We start from the raw sequence: 20,758 nt of genomic DNA, 5'->3' as shown, positions 1-20,758 counted from the left end.
GCGATTGATCACGAGAAAGTAAAGCAAGCCTTACCTAAGGATGCAACGTGCCCCATTCTAGGCGGTGTTTGAAGCCCTAACCGGCGGTTTGTCGGTTTTGTCTGGTCGACAGGGTGGCGAGATCAGGTTAGCTTTACCTAAGTTCGCATGGTCCACCGCTCGTCGGTGCGCCCTGCTCCAGACTTTTCTTCGACGCCACACAGGCGGCTGTCCCGCATGATCGGAGTGACATGTCACAGGCTCTTCCTGCTGACGCACCGGTGATCCACGACCTCATAGGCATCGGCTTCGGCCCGTCCAATGTGGCCATGGCGATCGCGCTCACCGAGCACAACGCACGCGTCGACAGGCAAGAGGCGGTGACTGCTCACTTCTTCGAGCAGCAGCCCCGTTTCGGCTGGCACCGCGGCATGCTGTTCGACGACGCCACCATGCAGGTCTCCTTCCTCAAGGACCTGGTGACGCTGCGCAATCCGGCCAGTGAGTTCAGCTTCCTGTGCTACCTGCAGAGCAAGGGCCGGCTGATCGACTTCGTCAACCACAAGAACCTCTTCCCGCTGCGCGTCGAGTTCCACGACTACTTCGAGTGGGCCGCGGCCAAGGTCGACGACATGGTGTCCTACGGGCACGAGGTCGTCTCCGTACGGCCCGTCGTGCGCGACGGCGTGGTGGAGTACGTGGACGTCACGGCCCGCTCCGGGTCCGAAACGGTGGTCCACCGGGCCCGCAACCTGGTCATCGGCACGGGCCTTCGGCCGTACATGCCCGAGGGCGTCGAGCGCACCGAGCGCGTGTGGCACAACTCCGACCTGCTGCGCCGGGTGGCCGACCTGGAGGGCACTGACCCCTCCCGCTTCATCGTGGTCGGCGCCGGCCAGAGCGCCGCGGAGAACGTGGCCTTCCTGCACCGGCGCTTCCCCGAGGCCGAGGTGTGCGCGGTGTTCGCCCGCTACGGCTACAGCCCCGCGGACGACAGCAAGTTCGCCAACCGGATCTTCGACCCCGCCGCGGTGGACGAGTACTACACGGCCCCGGGCGCGGTGAAGAACAAGCTGATGGACTACCACGGCAACACCAACTACTCCGTGGTGGACATCGACCTGATCGACGACCTGTACCGCCAGTCGTACCAGGAGAAGGTCCTCGGCGAGGAGCGGCTCCGCTTCCTCAACGTGTCCCGGCTCTCCGACGTGGTCGAGACGTCCGACGGCGTCCTGGCGACCGTCGAGTCGCTCGTCTCCGGCGAGAAGACCCCGCTGGACGCCGACGTCGTGGTCTACGCGACGGGTTACCGTCCCGCCGACGCCCTCGGGCTCCTCGGCGAGGTCGAGGGCTACTGCCACCGCGACGACGAGGGACGCGTCAGCGTCGAGCGGGACTACCGCATCACGACCGACCCCGCGCTCCGCTGCGGCATCTACCTCCAGGGCGGGACCGAGCACACGCACGGCATCACCTCGTCCCTGCTGTCGAACACCGCCATCAGGGTCGGCGAGATCCTGGACTCGGTGATCGACAGGACCCCTAAGCCGGCCGAGGAGTCCCGGCGGGTCGCCGACGGGATCGGCACCTCCCGCTAGGCACACCCCGACTCGTCTCCATCCCGTCCCGTCTCCACCCCGTCTTCACCCCGTCTCCTGCCCGGTGGCGCCCCGCTGCCGGCGGGAGACGAGGCATGCACCGTGAACACCCCGTGAAAGGAAAGCCCGTGTCCGCTGGCACCCGCCCCGCGCTGACGAGGATCGTCAGAAACCTCCCCCGTGTGGCCGTCGCCGCCGCCGCGGCACTCGTCCTGAGTGCCTGCGGGAGCGGTGGCGAGAAGACCGAGTCCACGCCGTCCGCAGGGGCGAGCGCGAAGTCCGCGGCCTTCCCGGTCACCGTCGAGCACAAGTACGGCAGCACGACGATCACCGCCGAGCCGAAGAAGGTCGTGACCCTCGGCCTGTCCGACCAGGACGCGGTGCTGGCCCTCGGCGTGAAGCCGGTCGGTTCGGTGGCCTGGTTCAAGGAGGAGCCGTACGGCAAGTGGCCGTGGGTGAAGGACCTGTGGGGCTCCACGCCGCCGCAGGTCGTGGGCGAGCGCGACGAGTACAACATGGAGAAGATCGCGGCCCTCAAGCCCGACCTGATCATCGCCCAGTACTCGGGCATGAAGAAGGAGCAGTACGACACCCTGTCCAAGATCGCCAAGGTCGTCGCCCAGCCCAAGGGCGCCGAGGACTACCAGGCGACGTGGCAGGTCATGACCCAGCAGATCGGCAAGGCGCTGGGCAAGGACGCCGAGACCGAGAAGCTGATCGCCGGCATCGACGGGCGCTTCAAGGCCGTCCGGGACAAGCACCCGGAGTGGAAGGGCAAGACGGTCGCGGTCGGCGAGCCCTACGAGCCCGGCAAGTTCTCCGCGTTCTCGCCGCAGGACCCGAAGCTCATCTTCCTGAGCGAGATGGGCTTCACCACCTCCGAGGCCTACCGCACCGCGCTGGGCAAGGAGAACATCGCCGACCTCAGCTCCGAGCGCTTCGACGTCATGGAGGCCGACCGCACGGTCTGGCTGGGGACCGCCGACACCGAGGCGGCCATGAAGGCCGACCCGCTGTACGCCAAGACCAAGGTCAACCAGGAGAAGCGCGACCTCTTCCTGCCCTACGACAGCCCGGACATCGGCGCCGCGCTCTCCTTCAACACCGTGCTGAGCATTCCGTACGCCATCGACCAGGTCGTCCCGAAGCTCGAAGCCATCAAGTAACCCCCACTGACGCAGGACCAGGGAAAGGCCTTCTGAACGATGCGTGACACCGAGTCGGACCGGACTCCTGCCGCCGGGACACCCGTCACCGGTGGACAATCGGGAATCTGGCTCGCCCAGCAGATCGAGCCCGACAGTTCGGCCTTCAACGTGTCGTTCACCCTGGATCTGCGCGGTGACGTCGACCTCGACCGCCTGTCCGCCGCCGTGCGGCAGGTGGTCGAGGAGGCTGACTGCCTCCACGTCGTCTTCGAGACCGCCGAGGACGGCAGTCCCCGCCAGCTGCCCCGCCGCATGCCCGCCGACGTCACCGTCGTCGACCTGCGCGCGGACGCCGACCCGGAGGACGCCGCCTGGGAGTGGATGGGCGCCCGCCGGGCCCTCCCCCTCGCCCTCGCGGACGGCCCGCTGTTCTCGCACACCCTGCTCCGGCTCGCCGACGACCGGGTGCTGTGGCACCAGTGCTACCACCACCTCGTCATCGACGGCCAGAGCATCGGCCTGCTCTCCCGGCGGGCCGGCGAGATCTACTCCGGAGCCCCGGACACCGCGCCCGCGGACTGGGACGTGACCCGGCTCGCCGCGTCCGAGGCGGCCTACCGGGCCTCCGAGGAGTACGCCGCGGACCGCGCGTACTGGCTGGAGCGGCTCGCCGGCCGCCCCCAGCCGGTCCGCCTGGTCGAGCCCGGCCAGAAGCTCATCACGCGCCGCTACCGGCGCACCACCGAACTCTCCGCGGCCGGCACCGAACGCCTCAGGGCCGCCGCCCGCGCGTCCGGGGTCCGGCTGTCCGGACTGCTGATCGCCGCCGTGGCCGCCTACCTGCACCGGACCACCGGGGAACAGGACCTGGTGCTGGGCCTGCCCGTCACCACCCGCCGGGACCGCGCCATCCTGGGCGTCCCCGGCATGGTCTCCAACATCGTGCCGCTGCGGCTGACCGTGCGACCCGGGACGACGGTCGCCGAGCTGCTCGCCCAGACCGACGGGCGGATCGCCGAGGCCGTCGCCCACGGCCGCTACCGCGCCGAGGACCTCGCCAGGGAACTCGGCCTGGTCGAGGGCGTGTCCGAGCTCGTGGGCCCCACCGTCAACATCCTGCCCGGGACCGACTGGCTGCGCTTTTGCGACCACGAGTCCGACCTGCGCCCCCAGTGGCTCGGCGCGGTCAGCGACCTCGCCGTCACCGTCGGCGAGTCCGTCCGCGGCGCCGTCCGGATTCTCTTCGACGCGGACGGCGACCAGTGCACGGAGGACGGCCTCGTCGCCCACCAGGAGCGCTTCGGCACCCTCCTCGACGCCTTCGCCTCGGACCCGGACCTGCGCGTCGGCCGGCTCGAGCTCACCACCGCCGCGGAACGCGCCCGGCTGCTGGAGGAGTTCGGCGCCTCGCCGAGCGAGTCCCCCGAGCTGTCCTGGCCGGCCGCCTTCGAGGCGCAGGTCCGCCGCAGCCCCGAGGCCGTCGCCCTGGTCTGCGAGGACACGGAGCTGACGTACGCGCAGCTGGACGCCCGCGCCAACCGCCTGGCCCGCCTGCTGGCCGCCCGCGGCGTGGGCGCCGAGGACGTCGTCGGCGTGGCCCTGCCCCGCTCGCCCGAGCTGGTCACCGCCCTGCTCGCCGTGATGAAGACCGGCGCCGCCTACCTGCCGCTGGACTCCGACCACCCGCAGGACCGCCTCGCGTACATGCTCCGGGACGCCGGCGCCCGTACCGTCGTCACCGCGCGCGAGCAGGCCGAGGGCCTGCCGGAGCTGCCCGGCGCGGACCTGGTCCGGCTCGACGACCCCGAGACCGCCGCGGACCTCGCCGCCCGGGACGCGGCCCCCCTCGGCCGGGACATCCCGCTGGACCGGGCCGCGTACGTCATCTACACCTCCGGCTCCACCGGCCGCCCCAAGGGCGTCGTGGTGCCCCACGACGGCGTCGGCAGCCTGATCGCCACCGCCACCGAGCGCATCGGCATCGGCCCGGACAGCCGCGTCGTCCAGTTCGCCTCCGTCGGCTTCGACGTGACGGTCTGGGACCTGGTCATGTCGCTGTGCGTCGGCGGCCGGATCATCGTCGTCCCCGCCGAGCGCCGCGTCGCGGGCCCCGCCCTCACCGACTACATCGCGGCCCACCGGGCCACCCACATGATCCTGCCGCCCTCGCTGGTGTCGGCGCTGCCCCAGGACTGCGAACTGCCCGAGGGCTCCGTCCTGGTCGTCGGCACCGAGGCGGTCCCCGGCGAGCTGATCGCCCGCTGGTCGCACCGCCTGCAGATCGTCGTCGCGTACGGACTGACCGAGGCCAGCGTCAACTCCACCCTGTGGGTCGCCCGCCCGGACCGGCCGGGCCCGGTGCCGATCGGCGAGCCCGACCCCAACACCCGCGCCTACGTCCTGGACTCCGCGCTGCGGCCCGTCCCGGTCGGCACCGAGGGCGAGCTGTACGTCGCCGGCCGCGGTCTGGCCCGCGGATACCTGGGCCGCTCCGGCCTGACCTCCGAGCGGTTCGTCGCCGACCCCTTCGGCGAGCCCGGCAGCCGGATGTACCGCACCGGCGACCGGGTCCGCTGGGGCTCCGACGGCAACCTCGACTTCCTCGGCCGCGCCGACGGCCAGGTCAAGATCCGCGGCCACCGCATCGAACCGGGCGAGATCGAGAGCGCGTTCATGGCCTGTGCGGGCATCGCCCAGGCCGCCGTCCTGGTCCGCGAGGACCAGCGCTCCGCCAAGCGGCTCGTCGCCTACCTCGTCGCCGACGCCTCCCTGGACGCCGCCGGCGCCGAGGCCGCCGTCACCGCCGCCCGCGCCGGGGTGGCGCAGGGACTGCCCGACTACATGGTGCCCTCGGCCGTCGTCCGCATGGACGGCCCGCTGCCGCTGACCCCCAACGGCAAGCTCGACGCCCGCGCCCTGCCCGACCCGCAGTGGACCGCCATGACCGGTGACGCGGCCCCCACCACCCCGGCCGAGACCACCCTCGCCGCCCTCTTCGCCGACGTCCTCGGGCTGCCCTCGGTCGGCATCCACGACAGCTTCTTCGAGCTGGGCGGCGACAGCATCGTCGCCATCCAGCTGGTCACCCGGGCCCGGGCGGCCGGCCTCGCCGTCAGCCCCCGCGAGGTGTTCCGGCTGCGGACCGTCGCGGCCCTCGCCCGCGCCGCCGGGGACGCCCCCGACGTGCCGCCGGCCGCCGCGCTGCCCGAGCCGTTCTCCCTGGTCCCGCTCACCGCCGAGGACCGGGCCGGGCTCTCCCGAGGGATCGGCGAACTGCTGGACGTGGTCCCCGCCACCCCGCTGCAGGAAGGCTTCTTCTTCCACGCCGCCATGGACCGGGACGGCGCCGGCGGCTACGCCGTCCAGGACGCCGTCGAGCTCGGCGGCGACGTGGACCCCGAGGCCCTGCGGGCCGCCGTCCAGCGCCTGCTGGACCGCCACCCGCTGCTGCGCGCGGCCTTCCGCCAGCACCCGGACGGCCCCGTCGTCCAGGTCATCGGCGCCCACACCGCCCTCCCCTGGCGGTTCACCGACCTCACCGGCCAGGACCCCGACCGGCAGCGGGCCGCCGTCGAGGAGATCGCCGCCGCCGAGCGCGGCCGCGGTTTCGACCTCGGCGCACCGCCGCTGATGCGCGCGGCCCTGGTCCGGCTCGGCGGGCAGCGCTCCCTGCTGCTCCTGACCATGCACCACATCGTCGTCGACGGCTGGTCCGTCTCGCTGGTCCTGCGGGAACTGCTGGACGGCTACCGGCCCGGCGCCCCCGCCGCGGCCACCACCCCGGACCAGGCCTACCGCGCCTACACCGGCTGGCTGGCCGGCCGCGACCGCGACCTGGCCCGCACGGCCTGGCGGGAGGCCCTGGCCGGACTCGACGCGAGCGCCGGACTCCCGGTGCGCGCCGGTGCGCCGGCGGACGCCGGAACCGCCCGGATCACCGTGGAGCTGTCCGCCGAGCGGACCGAGGCGCTCACCGCCCGGACCCGAAGCCTCGGGCTCACCCTCGCCGCCGCCGTGCAGGGCTCCTTCGGCCTGGTCCTCGGGGACCTCGTCGGCGCCCGGGACCTGGTCCTCGGCACGACCGTCTCCGGCCGCCAGGCCCCCGTCCAGGACATCGAGACCCTCGTCGGCCTGCTCATCAACACCGTGCCCGCACGGCTGGGCTGGCGTCCCGAGCAGTCCCTCGCCGAGGTCCTCGCAGCCTTCCAGGACGGCCAGGCCGAGCTGCTCGACCACCAGCACCTCGGGCTCGCGGAGATCCAGCGGGCCGTCGGTCGCGGCGACCTCTTCGACGCCCTCGTCGTCGTGGAGAACCTGCCCGAGGCGGGCGGGGTCCGCGACCCGCAGGGCCTGATCCGGATACTGGGGTCCGAGATCCGCGACGCGGTGCACTACCCGCTCGCCCTCACCGTGCTGCCCGGCGCCGCGCTCCGCCTCCAGATCGACCACGACCCGGCCCGTCTGGACGGCCCCGCCGCCGCCCGCTTCGCCGACCGGCTGCTCGGCGTGCTGGAGCAGCTCACCACCGACCCGCGGCTGCCCGTCGGCCGGCTCGCCACCCGCTCCGCCGACGAGGTGCGCACCACGCTCGCGTCCCTCGCCGGAGCGGAGCGGCCGATGCCCGCCGGGACCGTGCACGGGGCCTTCGAGGAGCAGGTCCGCCGCACTCCCGACGCGGTCGCCCTGATCCACGAGGACGGCCGCACCTCGTACGCCGAACTCGACGCCCGCGCCGAGGCGCTGGCGCACCGGCTGGCCGCCCGCGGCGTCGCCGCCGAATCCGTGGTCGCCGTCGCCGTGCCCCGCTCCGCCGACTCCCTGGTGGCCCTGCTGGGCGTCATGAAGGCCGGCGCCGCCTACCTGCCCGTCGACGTGGACTACCCGGCCGACCGGGTCCGCCACATGCTGTCCGACTCCGGGGCGCGCACCGTCGTCACCACCGGGCGCTCCCTGGCGGGGCTGCCCGCGCTCGACGGCGTCACCCCGGTCCTCCTCGACGGCCCCGACGCGGCCTCGGCCGCTCCCGGTTCCGCCGTACCGGCGCCCGTGGACCCGGACGCCGCCGCGTACGTGATGTACACCTCCGGCTCCACCGGGCTGCCCAAGGGCGTCGTGGTCCCGCACCGCGCCGTCGTCGGCCAACTGGCCTGGACCGCGGCGGAATTCGGCTTCGGCCCCGGCGAGCGGGTGCTGCACCAGTACTCGACCAGCTTCGACCCCTCCGTCCAGGAGGTCTTCGTACCGCTGCTCACCGGCGGCGCCGTGGTCATCGCCCGGCCCGACGGCCACCGTGACCCGGCCTACCTCGCCGACCTGATCCGCGCCGAGCAGGTCACCAACGTCGACCTGGTGCCCTCGCTCTACACCGCCCTCCTCGCCGAGGAGCCGGACGGAGCGCCCTGGTGGGCGAGCCTGCGCCGCGCGTTCAGCGGCGGCGAGGCCCTGCCCGTGCCGCTCGCCCGGCGCTGGCAGGAGCGCACCGGCGTGCCCCTGCACAACGTGTACGGACCCACCGAGGCGGTCATCCAGGTCACCAGCTGGCAGGCGGGCACCGAGCCCGCCGGAGCGGCGACCGTGCCGATCGGCAGGCCGGTGTGGAACACCCGGCTGTACGTCCTCGACCGGTACCTCCGCCCGGTGGCACCGGGCGAACCGGGCGAGCTCCACCTCGCGGGCGACCAGCTCGCCCGCGGCTACCACGGACGCACCGCGCTCACCGCGGAGCGGTTCGTCGCCGACCCGTTCGGCACCCCGGGCGCGCGGATGTACCGCACCGGAGACATGGTCCAGTTCAGCGCGGACGGCGTGCTCACCTACCTCGGGCGCACCGACCACCAGGTCAAGATCAGGGGAAACCGAGTGGAACTCGGGGAAATCGAAGCCCGCCTGCGGGACGACCGGCACGTCGCGGACGCGGTGGTCGTCGCCCGGGACGACGAGCGCGGCGTCAAGCAGCTGGTGGCCTACCTGGTACCGGCCGCAGGCGGCCGGGCCGAGGCCCTCGACACCGAGGCCGTACGCACCGGTCTTGCCGCGAAGCTGCCCGCGCCCATGGTGCCCAGCCACTTCGTCGCCCTCGACGCGCTGCCCCTCACCCCGGGCGGGAAGACCGACCTGAAGGCCCTGCCCGCCCCCGCGGTCCGCCGCAAGGCCGGCCGCACCTCCCGCGAGGGACGCGAGCAGCAGCTCTGCGCGATCTTCGCCGAGGTGCTCGGACTCGACGCGGTCGACGCCGACGAGGACTTCTTCATGCTCGGCGGCGACAGCATCCTCTCGATGTCCGTCGCCTCCAAGGCCCGCAAGGCCGGCCTGCCGGTCAGCCCCCGCGAGGTCTTCGAGCACCGCACCCCCGCCGCCCTCGCCGCCGCGGCCGGCGGAGCCGGCGCCGCGGCCGTCCCCGCCGCCGACACCGACGGCGTCGGCGACATCACCCTGCTCCCGATCGTCCACCAGCTCCGCGAGGACGGCGGGCCCATCGGCCGGTTCAACCTGTCGATGCTGCTCCAGTCGCCCGCCGACGCGGACACGGGCCGCCTCGCCCGGGTCCTCCAGGCCGTACTGGACCACCACGACGGCCTGCGCCTGACCCTGACCCGGATGGACCTCGGCCCGGCCATCCCGGCCCTGTGGTCCGCCGCCACCACCCCCGCGGGCAGCGTGGACGCCGCCGCCGCGCTGCGCCGCGTCGACGCCGCCGGACTCGACGACACCGCCCTGCGCGCCCTGATCGCCCACGAGTCGGACGCGGCCGCCGGCCGCCTCGACCCCGACACCGGGGCCGTGCTCCAGGCCGTCTGGTTCGACGCGGGCACCGACGTGCCCGGCCGGCTCCTGCTGGTCGTCCACCACCTGGTCGTCGACGGCGTCTCCTGGCGCATCCTGCTCGGCGACCTCGCCGCGGCCTGGGACGCCGAGGTCCGGGGAGAGCGGCCCGAGCTGGAGCCCGTCCCCTCCTCGCTGCGCCGCTTCGCCCGGGAGACGGCCGAACAGGCCACCTCCCCGCAGCGACAGGCCGAACTCCCTTACTGGGCCAAGACCCTGGCCCCCGGCGCCGAGCTGGTCCCGGGCGCCGACCGGTCCGGCACCGCCGGCTCCGCCCGGGACCACACCGTCACCCTCAGCACCGAGGAGACCCGCGCCCTGCTGACGGCGGTCCCCGCCGCGGCCGGCGCCGACGTCACCGAAGTGCTCCTCGCCGCCCTGCGCCTGGCGGTCTCCCGCTGGCGGGCCGGCCGCGGCGCCGACCCGGCGGGCGACCTGCTCGTCGACCTCGAACGCCACGGCCGCGACGGCACCGCCCTGGACCTGTCCCGCACCGTGGGCTGGTTCACCGGCCTGCACCCGGTCCGGCTGCCCGCCGCCGAGGACGCACTGGACACCCTCAAGGCGGTCAAGGAGGCCGTCCGCTCGGCCCCCGACTCCGGCGCCGGATACGGCATGCTGCGCTACCTCAACCCGCAGCTCGCCCCCGTCTTCGCGCAACTGGCCACCGCACAGGTGCTCTTCAACTACTTCGGCCGGCTCCCCGCCGACCAGGCCGTCGACTGGGCGCCCGCCGCCGAGTCCGACGCGCTGTCCGTCGAGGCGGACGCCGACCTCGCCATGCCGTACCCGCTCCAGGTCAACGCGGTCTGCGCGGACACCCCGCACGGTCCCGAGCTGCGGGCCACCTGGACCTGGCCGGCCGGCCGCACGCTGGACGAGCAGGACGTCCGCGCCCTCGGCCTGGCCTGGGCCGAGGCGCTGCGCGAACTCATCGCCCGCGCCGCCGGCTCCGGCTCCGCCACCGGCGCCCTGACCCCCTCCGACCTGCCGCTGGTGCAGCTCACCCAGACCGAGATCGAGCGGGTCGAGCAGACCAGCCCGGTCCCCGTCGCCGACATCTGGCCGCTGTCCCCGCTCCAGGAGGGCATCCACTTCCACGCCAGCTACGACACCGACGGCCTGGACGTCTACACCGCCCAGGACTGCTTCGACTTCGGCCACCGACTCGACCTGGACCGGCTGCGCGCCGCCTGCGCCACCCTGCTCGCCCGCCACCCCGGTCTCCGCACCGGCATCACCTCCGACGGCCTGCCCGCCCCCGTGCAGTTCGTCGGACCGGCCGCCGAGGTCCCCGTACCGCTCACCGAGACCGACCTGACCGGCCTCACCGAGGAGCAGCGCCGGGTCCGCCTCACCGAGATCGCCGACGCCGACCGGCTGCGCCGCTTCGACCTGGCCGCGCCCCCGCTGTTCCGGCTCCGGCTGATCCGGCTCACCGAGAACACCGACCGCCTGATGCTCAGCCACCACCTGGTGGCCTGGGACGGCTGGTCCCAGTCCCTCTTCCTCGACGAACTGCTGGCCCTCTACGCGGCCTCCGGCGACGACACCGGCCTGCGCACCCCCGGCAGCTACCGCGACTACCTGAGCTGGCTCGCCACCCAGGACTTCGACGCCGCCCGCGCCACCTGGAGCGCCGCACTCGCCGGACTCGACGAGCCCACCCTCGTCGCCAAGGGCCGCGGCGGCGAGCCGACCATTCCGCGCCGCCGCTCCCTCGACCTCGGCGCCGACCTCAGCGACCGGCTGCGCGGCTCCGCCCGCGCGCACGGCATCACCATCAACGCGGTGCTGTCGGCGGCCTGGGCCCTGGTGCTGTCCGCCGAAGTCGGCCGCGGGGACGTGGTGTTCGGCGCCACCGTCGCCGGCCGCCCGGCCGAGGTGCGCGAAGCCGAATCCACCATCGGCATGTTCCTCAACACCGTCCCGCTGCGCATCACCCTGCGCCCCGAGGAGTCGGTGGCGGAGCTGCTGCGCCGGGTCCAGTCCGAGCGCACGGCACTGATGGACCACGAGTACCTCGGCCTCGCCGAGCTCCAGCGGGCCGGCGGCCACCCCGTCCTCTTCGACACCCTGTACGTGCTCCAGAACTTCGCCGACGAGGGCGCCTTCCGCGCCCTCACCGAGACCCACGGCATCACCGGCGTGGACAGCGTCGACGCCACCCACTACCCGATGACCCTGATCGTCAACCCGGCCGAGCGGGTCCAGGTGAAGCTGGAGTACCGCCCCGACCTGATCGACGACGACCGGGCCGCGGCCACCCTGAACCGCTACCGCATCCTGGTGGAGCGCCTCCTCGGCGACCTCACCGCCCCGGTCGGCGCCCTGGACCTGCTGCTCCCCGACGAGCACGCCGAGCTGACCGGAGCGTGGGCCGCGAGCAACGAGCCCGTCCCCGACGAGACCGTCGCCGACATGCTCGCCGCGCAGGTCGCCCGTACCCCGGACGCCGTCGCCCTGGTCTTCGGCGACACCGCCCTCACCTACGCCGAACTCGACGCCCGCATCAACCGGCTGGCCCGGCTGCTGCTGGCCCGCGGAGCCGGCCCGGAGCGGACGGTGGCGCTGGCCCTGCCCCGCTCCATCGAGATGGTCGTCGCGCTCTTCGCCGTCCTGCGCACCGGCGCCGCCTACCTGCCGCTCGACCTGGACCACCCGGCCGACCGGCTGCGCCTCATGGTCGAGGACACCGGGCCGCTGTGCCTGCTCACCACCCTCGCGGTCGCCCCGACCCTGCGCGGCGGGTCCGGCCCGCTCGCTCCCGAGGTCGCCCTGGACGACCCGTCCGTCGCCGCCGAGCTGGCCTCCCTCCCCGACGGCGAGGTCACCGACGCGGAGCGCCCCGCGTTCGCGCACGCGGTCCCCGGCCGCCTGGAGCACCCCGCCTACGTCATCTACACCTCCGGCTCCACCGGCAAGCCCAAGGGCGTCGTCACCCCGTACCGCGGCCTGACGAACATGCAGCTCAACCACCAGGTGGAGGTCTTCGACCCGGCGATCGCCGCGGCCGGCGGGCGCCGTCTGCGCATCGCCCACACCGTCTCCTTCGCCTTCGACATGTCGTGGGAGGAGCTGCTCTGGCTGGTCGAGGGCCACGAGGTCCACGTCTGTGACGAGGAGCTGCGCCGCGACGCCGAGGCGCTGGTCGCCTACTGCGACGAGCACCGCGTCGACGTCGTCAACGTCACGCCGACCTACGCCCAGCTGCTGATCGAGGAGGGTCTCCTCGAACGGGACGACAGCGCCGGCAAGCACCGGCCCGCGCTGGTCCTGCTCGGCGGCGAGGCCGTGTCCGACACCGTCTGGACCCGCCTCGCCGACACCGAGGACACCTACGGCTACAACCTGTACGGCCCCACCGAGTACACGATCAACACCCTCGGCGGATCCACCGCCGACAGCCCGACCCCCACGGTGGGCCGCCCCATCCGCAACACCCGCGGCTACGTCCTCGACGCGATGCTGCGCCCCGTCCCGCCCGGCTGCCCCGGCGAGCTGTACATCGCCGGCACCGGTCTGGCCCGCGGCTACCACGACCGGCCCGGCCTCACCTCCGAGCGGTTCGTCGCCGACCCGTTCGGCGCCCCGGGCGAGCGCATGTACCGCACGGGCGACCTCGTGTGCCGGCGTCCCGATGGCCTGATCGACTTCCTCGGCCGCACCGACGACCAGGTCAAGATCCGCGGCTACCGCATCGAGCTCGGCGAGATCTCCACGGCCCTGTCCGCGCACCCCGCGGTGGCCCACGCCGCCGTCGTCGTGAACGAGCAGGCGGCCGGCAAGCGCCTGGTGGGCTACGTGGTCCCCGAGGAACACGCCGAGCGCGGCGAGCCCCTCGTCCAGAGCCTGCGCGAGCACCTCAAGGCCACCCTGCCCGACTACATGGTCCCGGCCGCCCTGATGGCCGTGGACACCCTGCCGCTGACCGTCAACGGCAAGCTCGACACCCGGGCCCTGCCCGCACCGGAGTTCGCCGGCGCCGGCGCCGGCCGCTCCCCCCGGAACCCGCGGGAGGAGACCCTCTGCGCGCTCTTCGCGGAAGTGCTCGGACTCGCCGCCGGCAGCGTCGGCATCGACGCCGACTTCTTCGAGCTCGGCGGCCACTCCCTGCTCGCCACCCGGCTCATCGCCCGGGCCCGCACCGCGCTCTCCGCGGAGCTGGCGATCCGCGACCTCTTCGAGGCGCCGACCGTGGCCGAGCTCGTGGAGCGCGCGGCCGGCTCGCAGGGCGACGCACGCCCCGCCCTGGTCGCCGGCGAGCGCCCGGACGAGCTGCCGCTCTCCCACGCCCAGCAGCGCCTGTGGGTCATCCAGCAGATCGAGGACACCTCCGCCGCCTACAACTTCCCGCTGGTCATGCGGCTGCGCGGGAACCTCGACATGGACGCCTGGCGGGCCGCCCTCGCCGACGTGACGGACCGCCACGAGGCCCTGCGGACCCTCTTCGCCGAGCGCGACGGCCGGGCGTACCAGCGGGTCCTGCCCGCCGGAGGGGCCCACCCGCCGGTGGAGCACCTGCGCGCCACCGAGGACGAGGCCCGCGCCCTGGTCGACGCCGCCGTCAACCGGCCCTTCGACCTCGCCGCCGAACTGCCCCTGCGCGCCACCGTCATCGAGGTGGCGCCCGAGGAGCACGTCGTCGTGATCCTCCTGCACCACATCACCACCGACGAGTGGTCGGACCGGCCCTTCCTCGGCGACCTGGCCGCCGCCTACGCCGCCCGCCGGTCCGGCGCCGCACCCCGCTGGGAGCCGCTGCCGGTCCAGTACGCCGACTACGCGCTGTGGCAGCAGAAGCTGCTCGGCGACCCGGCCGACGCGCAGAGCCTGGCCGCCCGCCAGCTGGAGCACTGGCAGCGCACCCTGGACGGGGCCCCCGAGGAACTGGAACTGCCGACCGACCGGCCCCGGCCGGCCCGGCCCGCCTTCACCGGCGCCGAGCTCGACATCGCCTTCGACGGCCCGGCCTACCAGGGCCTGAAGCGGCTGGCGAAGGAGAACGGCGTCAGCATGTTCATGGTGGTCCACGCGGCCGTCGCGACCCTGCTGCACCGCCTGGGCGCCGGCACCGACATCCCGCTGGGCTCGCCCATCGCCGGCCGCGGCGACGAGGCCCTCGACGACCTCGTCGGCTTCTTCGTCAACACCCTCGTCCTGCGCACCGACCTCAGCGGCGACCCCACCTTCACCGAGCTGCTGGCCCGGGTCCGCGACACCGACCTGGCCGCGTTCTCGCACGCCGACGTGCCCTTCGAGTCGGTCGTGGAGAAGCTGAACCCGACGCGCTCGCTGGCCCGCAACCCGCTCTTCCAGGTGATGGTGGGCTACCACGCCCGCACCGAGGGCGAGACGGACCTGGCCGGCCTGGGCGTCGAGTACGTGCCCTTCCGCATCCGCTCCGCCAAGTTCGACCTGGTGTTCAGCTTCACCGAGGCGACCGCCGCCGACGGCGACGGCTCCCTGGCCTGCCGCCTGGAATTCGCCACCGAACTCTTCGACCAGGACACCGCCGAGCTGATCGGCCGACGGCTGGCTGCCCTGACCGGCGCCCTCGCCGCCGCCCCCGACCGCCCGGTGTCCGCGGCCCCGCTGCTCGTGGACGACGAGCGACGCCTCGTCCTGGAGGGCTTCAACGGCGGCCCCCGCGAGGTCGACGAGCTGTCGCTGCCCGCGCTGTTCGCCCGGCACGTCGCCGAGCGACCCGCCGCGGTCGCCGTCGTCGACCGCTCCACCCGCCTCGACTACGCCGCGATGGACGCCCGGTCCAACCGGATCGCCCACCTGCTGGCCGCCCAGGGCGTCGGCACCGAGAGCGTGGTCGGCGTGGCCGTGCCCCGCTCCGCGGACATGATCGCCACGGTGCTGGCCGCCCTGAAGCTCGGCGCCGCCTTCCTGCCGCTCGACCTGGTCCACCCCGCGGACCGGCTCGCGTACATGATCGAGGACTCCCGGGCGACGCTGGTCGTCGGCACCGAGCCGGTGGCCGGGAAGATCCCCGCCACGGACGTCCCGGTCCTGCTGCTCGACGCACCCGGCACCGCCGCCGCCCTGGAGCGGCTGCCCGAGTCCGCCGTGCCCGCCCCGCAGGTGGCACTGGACCAGGCCGCGTACGTCATCTACACCTCCGGCTCCACCGGCCGGCCCAAGGGGGTCGTCGTCCCGCACGAGGGCATCTCCAGCCTGGTGGCCACCGCGGTCGACCGGATGGGCCTGGAAGCCGACAGCAGCGTGCTGCAGTTCGCCTCCATCGGCTTCGACGTGTTCGTCTTCGAACTGGCCATGGCGCTCTGCCACGGCGGCCGCCTCGTGCTCGTCACCGACGAGGCCCGGGTCGCCGGACCGCCGCTCACCGACTTCCTCGCCGAACACGCGATCACCCACATGATCCTGCCGCCCTCCCTGGTGTCCGCGCTGCCCGCCGGCTGCGCACTGCCCGAGGGCTCGACCGTCCTGGTCGGCACCGAGACCGTGCCGCCGGACCTCTTCGAGCGCTTCGGCGCCCACGCCAACCTGATCTGCGCCTACGGACTGACCGAGGCCACCGTCAACTCCACCCTGTGGGAGTCCCGCGGGGCCGACCTGCGCCCCGGCGCCCGCGTGCCCATCGGCGTCCCGGACCCCAACACCCTCGCCTACGTCCTGGACGACCGGCTCCAGCCCGTCCCGCCGGGCGTGGTCGGCGAGCTGTACGTGTCCGGCCGCGGCCTGGCCCGCGGATACCTGGGCCGCTTCGGCCTCACCGCCGAACGGTTCGTCGCCGACCCCTTCGGCGCGCCCGGCAGCCGCATGTACCGCACCGGGGACCGGGCCCGCTGGCGCCGCGACGGCAACCTCGACTTCCTCGGCCGGGTCGACACCCAGGTGAAGATCCGCGGCTTCCGCATCGAACTCGGCGAGATCGAGGCCGCGCTCGCCGGCCACCCGGCCGTCGCCCAGGCCACCGTCGTCCCGGACCGGGCCGGCGACATCGTCCGCCTGGTCGGCTACGTCGTCCCGGAACACGGGGCGCTCGACCCGCAGGACGTGCGGGCGCACGTCGCCGGGCAGCTGCCCGAGTACATGGTGCCCGCGCTCGTGGTCGCGCTCGACGGCCCGCTGCCGCTCACCCCCAACGGCAAACTGGACCACAAGGCGCTGCCCGCCCCCGACTGGTCCGGCATGACCGGCGGGGCCCGGCCGGTGGGCGCCACCCAGGCGAGGCTGGCAGCGCTGTTCGGCGAGATCCTCCAGCTGGAGGAGGTCGGCGTCCACGACAACTTCTTCGCCCTGGGCGGCCACTCCATGGCCTCCATGCGCCTGCTCGGCCGCATCCGGTCCGAGTTCGGTGCCGAGCTCAGCATCCGCGACGTGTTCGACGCCCTGACCGTCGCGGGCCTCGCCGCCAAGCTCGACGGCGCGGCCGCCGCCCGCCCCGCACTGCGCCCGGCCGGCCCGGCCGCCGCCGGCACGGAGGCCGCCCCGGCCCCCGTACAGCGATGGCAGTGGTCGGCGTACCGGCGCTGGGACGGCTTCGACCACGGACTGGTGCTCCGCTCGCCCGGCGCCCTCGACGCGGCCGCCCTGGCCGCCGCCCTCGACGACGTGGTGACCCGCCACGAGCCGCTGCGCACCCGCTTCACCGAGCGGGACGCCAACCTGCTCCGGCAGCCCGCCCCCCACCCGGTGCTGGAGACGGAGCACTGCGCCGACCTCGACGCCCGGCTCGCCGAACTCGCGGCGCTCCACCCCGACCTGACCCGCGAGGCACCGCTGCGCGCCACGCTGCTCACCGGCGCCTCGGGAGACCAGGCGCTGCTGCTGACCGCGCACTACCTGGCGGTGGACGAATGGTCCGTGGTGCCGCTGTTCCGCGACCTCACCGAGGCCTACGAGGCACGGGAGCAGGGCAGGGCCCCCGCCTGGGAGCCGCTGCCCGTCAGCTACGGCGACTACGCCGCCTGGTCGCGGCAGGTCATCGGCGACCTCGCCGAGCCCACCAGCCTCAGCGGCCGCCAGCTCGCCTGGTGGCGGCAGAACCTGGAGGGCGTCCCGGAGCAGCTCGAGCTGCCCGCCGACCGCCCCCGCCCGCAGGCCCCGGCCGTCCGCGGACCGGGCGGCGACTACGTCTCCTTCGTCCTGGACGAGCGCCTGCACGCGGACGTGGACGCCCTCGCCCAAACCACCGGCACCAGCATGTTCATGGTGCTGCACTCGGCGCTGTCGGCCCTGCTGACCGCCCACGGGGCGGGTACCGACCTGCCGATCGGTACGATGGTCGCCGGCCGCGGTGACGAGCAGCTCGCCGACCTCGTCGGCTGCTTCTTCAACACCGTGGTGCTGCGCACCGACACGGCGGGGGACCCCACCTTCGCCGAACTGCTCGGCCGGGTGCGGGAGACCACGCTCAGCGCCCTGGACCGGCAGGACGTCCCGTTCGACGCGGTCGTCGGCGCCACCGCGCTGCCCGCCGGGGGACCGCAGGTCATGGTGATCCACCACGAGCAGGCGGACCTCGGGCAGCTGGAGGGCGGCGTGGGTTCCTTCCACGCGGTGCCGACCGGATCGGCGAAGGCGGAGCTGACGCTCAGCTTCTACGAGCCGCGCGGCGACGGGCCGGTGCACTGCGAACTGATCCACGCCACCGACCTGCTCGGCGGCGACAAGGCCCGCCGGCTGGCCGAGGAACTTCACCGGTTGCTGCGCCATGTGGTGGCCGACCCCGGACAGCCGCTCTCGGAGCTGTTCACCGTAATGTCCACGAGGAGTGAGAACGCATGACCACCAACCCGTTCGAGGACCCGCAGGGCCGCTTCCTGGTCCTCGTCAACGACGAGAACCAGCACTCGGTGTGGCCGTCCTTCGCCGAGGTGCCGGCGGGCTGGCGGACCGTGTTCGGCGAGGACACCCGCGAGGCGTGCCTCGCGTACGTCGAGGCCAACTGGACCGACCTGCGCCCCGCGAGCCTGATCGCCCGCCAGGGCTGAACCGCCCGGCAGCACCACGACGCCGCCCCCGGCGAGGAGAACTCCTCGCCGGGGGCGGCGTCGTGCGCCCCCGGGGCCCGACGCCGGGGGCGCGGGCGGGGGGGGGGGGGGCGGGGGGAGTGAAGGCCGACGGTGCCTGCGGTACCGGCGGTGCGGGAGCCCGGGGAGCGGACGTCAGTGCGGGGGCCGGGCGGCCGGGGGGAGCGGGAGCCGGGGGGCCGGGGGAGCCGGGCCCGGGGCGCCGGGCCGCTGGGGGAGTGGGGGTACGACGACGCCGCGTGTCCCTCCTCCGGGGGAGGGACACGCGGCGCACGGGCCGTCGGCCGCGCGGGGCGGCTCAGCGGGCGCGGGGGCCCCGCCTGCTCACAGGGCCGGCGTGGCGGACGGCGGTACGGCCTTCCGGGGCGCCGGCAGCGCCGCGTCCCCCGGCTCCAGGCGGCTCGCGGACCAGGCCGCCCACAGGTCGGCGTAGCGTCCGCCGGCCGCCACCAGCTCGTCGTGCGTGCCGATTTCGGCGACCCGGCCCCGGTCGAGGACCACGATCCGGTCGGCGGTCGCCGCCTGCGGCAGCCGGTGGGCCACCATCAGACCGGTACGCCCTTCCAGGGCCCGCAGGGCGGCCGTCTCCAACACGCGGGCGCCCGCACTGCCCGCGTCGGCAGTGGCCTCGTCCAGGATCGCCACCGGCGGGTCGGCCAGGACGAGGCGGGCCAGGGCCAGGTGCTGGGCCTGGGTCACCGTGAGGCGGTGCCCGCCGTCGCCGACCACCGTGGCGAGCCCCTCGGGCAGGGCCAGGGCCCAGTCCAGGGCCCCCACCCGGTCGAGTGCGGCGCGCAGTTCCTCCTCGGTGGCCTCCGGACGGGCCAGCCGCATGTCCTCCGCGAGCGGTCCGGCGAAGACGTGGACCTCCTGGCTGATCAGCGTCACGGTCCGCCGGATGCCGTCGGGGCCCAGCCTGCGCGTGTCGACACCGCCGAGGAGGATCGAGCCGCCGGACGGCTCGTGGACCCCGGCGATCAGCTTCGCGAGGGTGGTCTTCCCGGCGCCGCTCGCACCGACCAGGGCCACCCGCTCCCCGCTGCGCACCTCCAGTGCGACATCGCTCAGGACCGGGTGCCCGGACACGTACGCGTGGTCCAGCCCGCGCACCGTGACCGAGCCGTCCACCGGTACGGCCCGCTCCTCGGGCTCCCGTTCGGCCGGCAGGTCCGACACGCCCACGAGGCGGGCGAGGCTCGCCCCGGCGGACTGCGCCTCGTCGATGAGGAAGAGCGCGGCGTTCACGGGGTTGAAGAGGCTGTGGAAGTAGAGCGCGGCCGCGGTCGCCGTGCCGATGCTCACCGACCCGTTGTCGACCAGGAAGAACCCGGTGGACAGGACGGCCGCCAGACCGATGAACTCGGCGAGGTTCAGCCGCGAGAAGAACCCGGACACGAGCCGGATGCCGCGCAGCGCGAGATCGACGGCCTCGCGGGACCGGTGCTCCAGGAGCTGGGAGTGCCGGCCGCCCAGCCGGAAGGCGCGCACGGTGCGGACGCCGCCGATGCTGTCGAGGAGCTGGTGCTGCAGGGCGCCCGTGGCCACGCGGTGCTCCGCGTACACCGTCGAGGCACGGGGGATGTACCAGCGTACGGACAGGACGTGTACGGGCACGGCGAGCAGTACCGCGGCCAGGAAGCGCCAGTCCAGTACGGCCAGGCCGGCCAGCGTCAGCGCGATCGTGAGCAGGGCGCCGGCGAATTCGGGCAGGGCCTGGCGGACCGCGCGCGCGATCACGGTCACGTCCTGCGTCACCCGCGAGGTGAGGTCGCCGGAGCCGGCCCGCTCGACCCGTTCGAGGGGCAGCCGCAGCGCCCGTCCGATGAACCGCTCGCGCAGGTTCGCGAGGATCGTCTCGCCGAGCCGGGCGACCAGGGAGCTGCCGACCGCGGTGGCGGCCCCGCGGGCCGCGGCCACCGCGACCAGGAGGACCATCGGCACGGTCAGCGAACCGGAGCCGCGCCGCTCGACGACCAGGTCGACGATGCGGCCGAGCAGCGGAGCGGTCAGCAGGCCGATGCCCGTCCCCAGGACCAGCACGGCCAGCGCGGAGGCCGCCAGCAGCCGGTGTCCGCGCAGCAGGGTGCCCAGGACGGCGGCGGTCCGGGCACCGGTGGCCGTGGGCAGCAGCTCGCGCTCCTGCGTGCTCGATCCGCTCATCGTCCGTCCTTCGTCCCGCGCGGGTGCGTCCCGCGCGTCT

5 protein-coding genes are annotated in these 20,758 nt (G+C 74.2%); 4 read left to right on the top strand and 1 reads right to left on the bottom strand.

All coding sequences use genetic code 11. The features are described 5' to 3' along the window. Positions 1-230 precede the first annotated feature (230 nt). The 4 genes from ACFWU6_RS10275 to ACFWU6_RS10260 all read left to right on the top strand — a co-directional run bounded on the left by ACFWU6_RS10275 (position 231) and on the right by ACFWU6_RS10260 (position 18,519). On the top strand, positions 231-1,580 hold the full coding sequence (locus tag ACFWU6_RS10275) for a lysine N(6)-hydroxylase/L-ornithine N(5)-oxygenase family protein (RefSeq protein WP_383804259.1): 1,350 nt from the start codon (positions 231-233) through the stop codon (positions 1,578-1,580). Positions 1,581-1,708: 128 nt separating this feature from the next. Then, positions 1,709-2,746, top strand: a complete 1,038-nt coding sequence (locus ACFWU6_RS10270; RefSeq protein ID WP_383804257.1) for an iron-siderophore ABC transporter substrate-binding protein — start codon at positions 1,709-1,711, stop codon at positions 2,744-2,746. Between the two features lie 39 nt (positions 2,747-2,785). Then, positions 2,786-18,313: an amino acid adenylation domain-containing protein gene (locus tag ACFWU6_RS10265; protein ID WP_383980262.1), complete on the top strand. Its 15,528-nt coding sequence runs from the start codon at positions 2,786-2,788 to the stop codon at positions 18,311-18,313. After that, positions 18,310-18,519, top strand: a complete 210-nt coding sequence (locus ACFWU6_RS10260) for an MbtH family protein (RefSeq protein ID WP_383804253.1) — start codon at positions 18,310-18,312, stop codon at positions 18,517-18,519. Before ACFWU6_RS10265 ends, ACFWU6_RS10260 begins: the two co-directional genes overlap by 4 nt. 363 nt (positions 18,520-18,882) lie before the next feature. Here the strand turns inward: ACFWU6_RS10260 and ACFWU6_RS10255 are convergent, their stop codons facing one another. After that, complete coding sequence (locus ACFWU6_RS10255; protein WP_383980249.1) at positions 18,883-20,718, bottom strand: ABC transporter ATP-binding protein; 1,836 nt, start codon at positions 20,716-20,718, stop codon at positions 18,883-18,885. Positions 20,719-20,758: the final 40 nt, after the last annotated feature.

The organism is Streptomyces sp. NPDC058674, from assembly GCF_042716505.1.
GTDB lineage: Bacteria > Actinomycetota > Actinomycetes > Streptomycetales > Streptomycetaceae > Streptomyces.
This window is presented reverse-complemented; position numbering and strand designations above follow the sequence as displayed.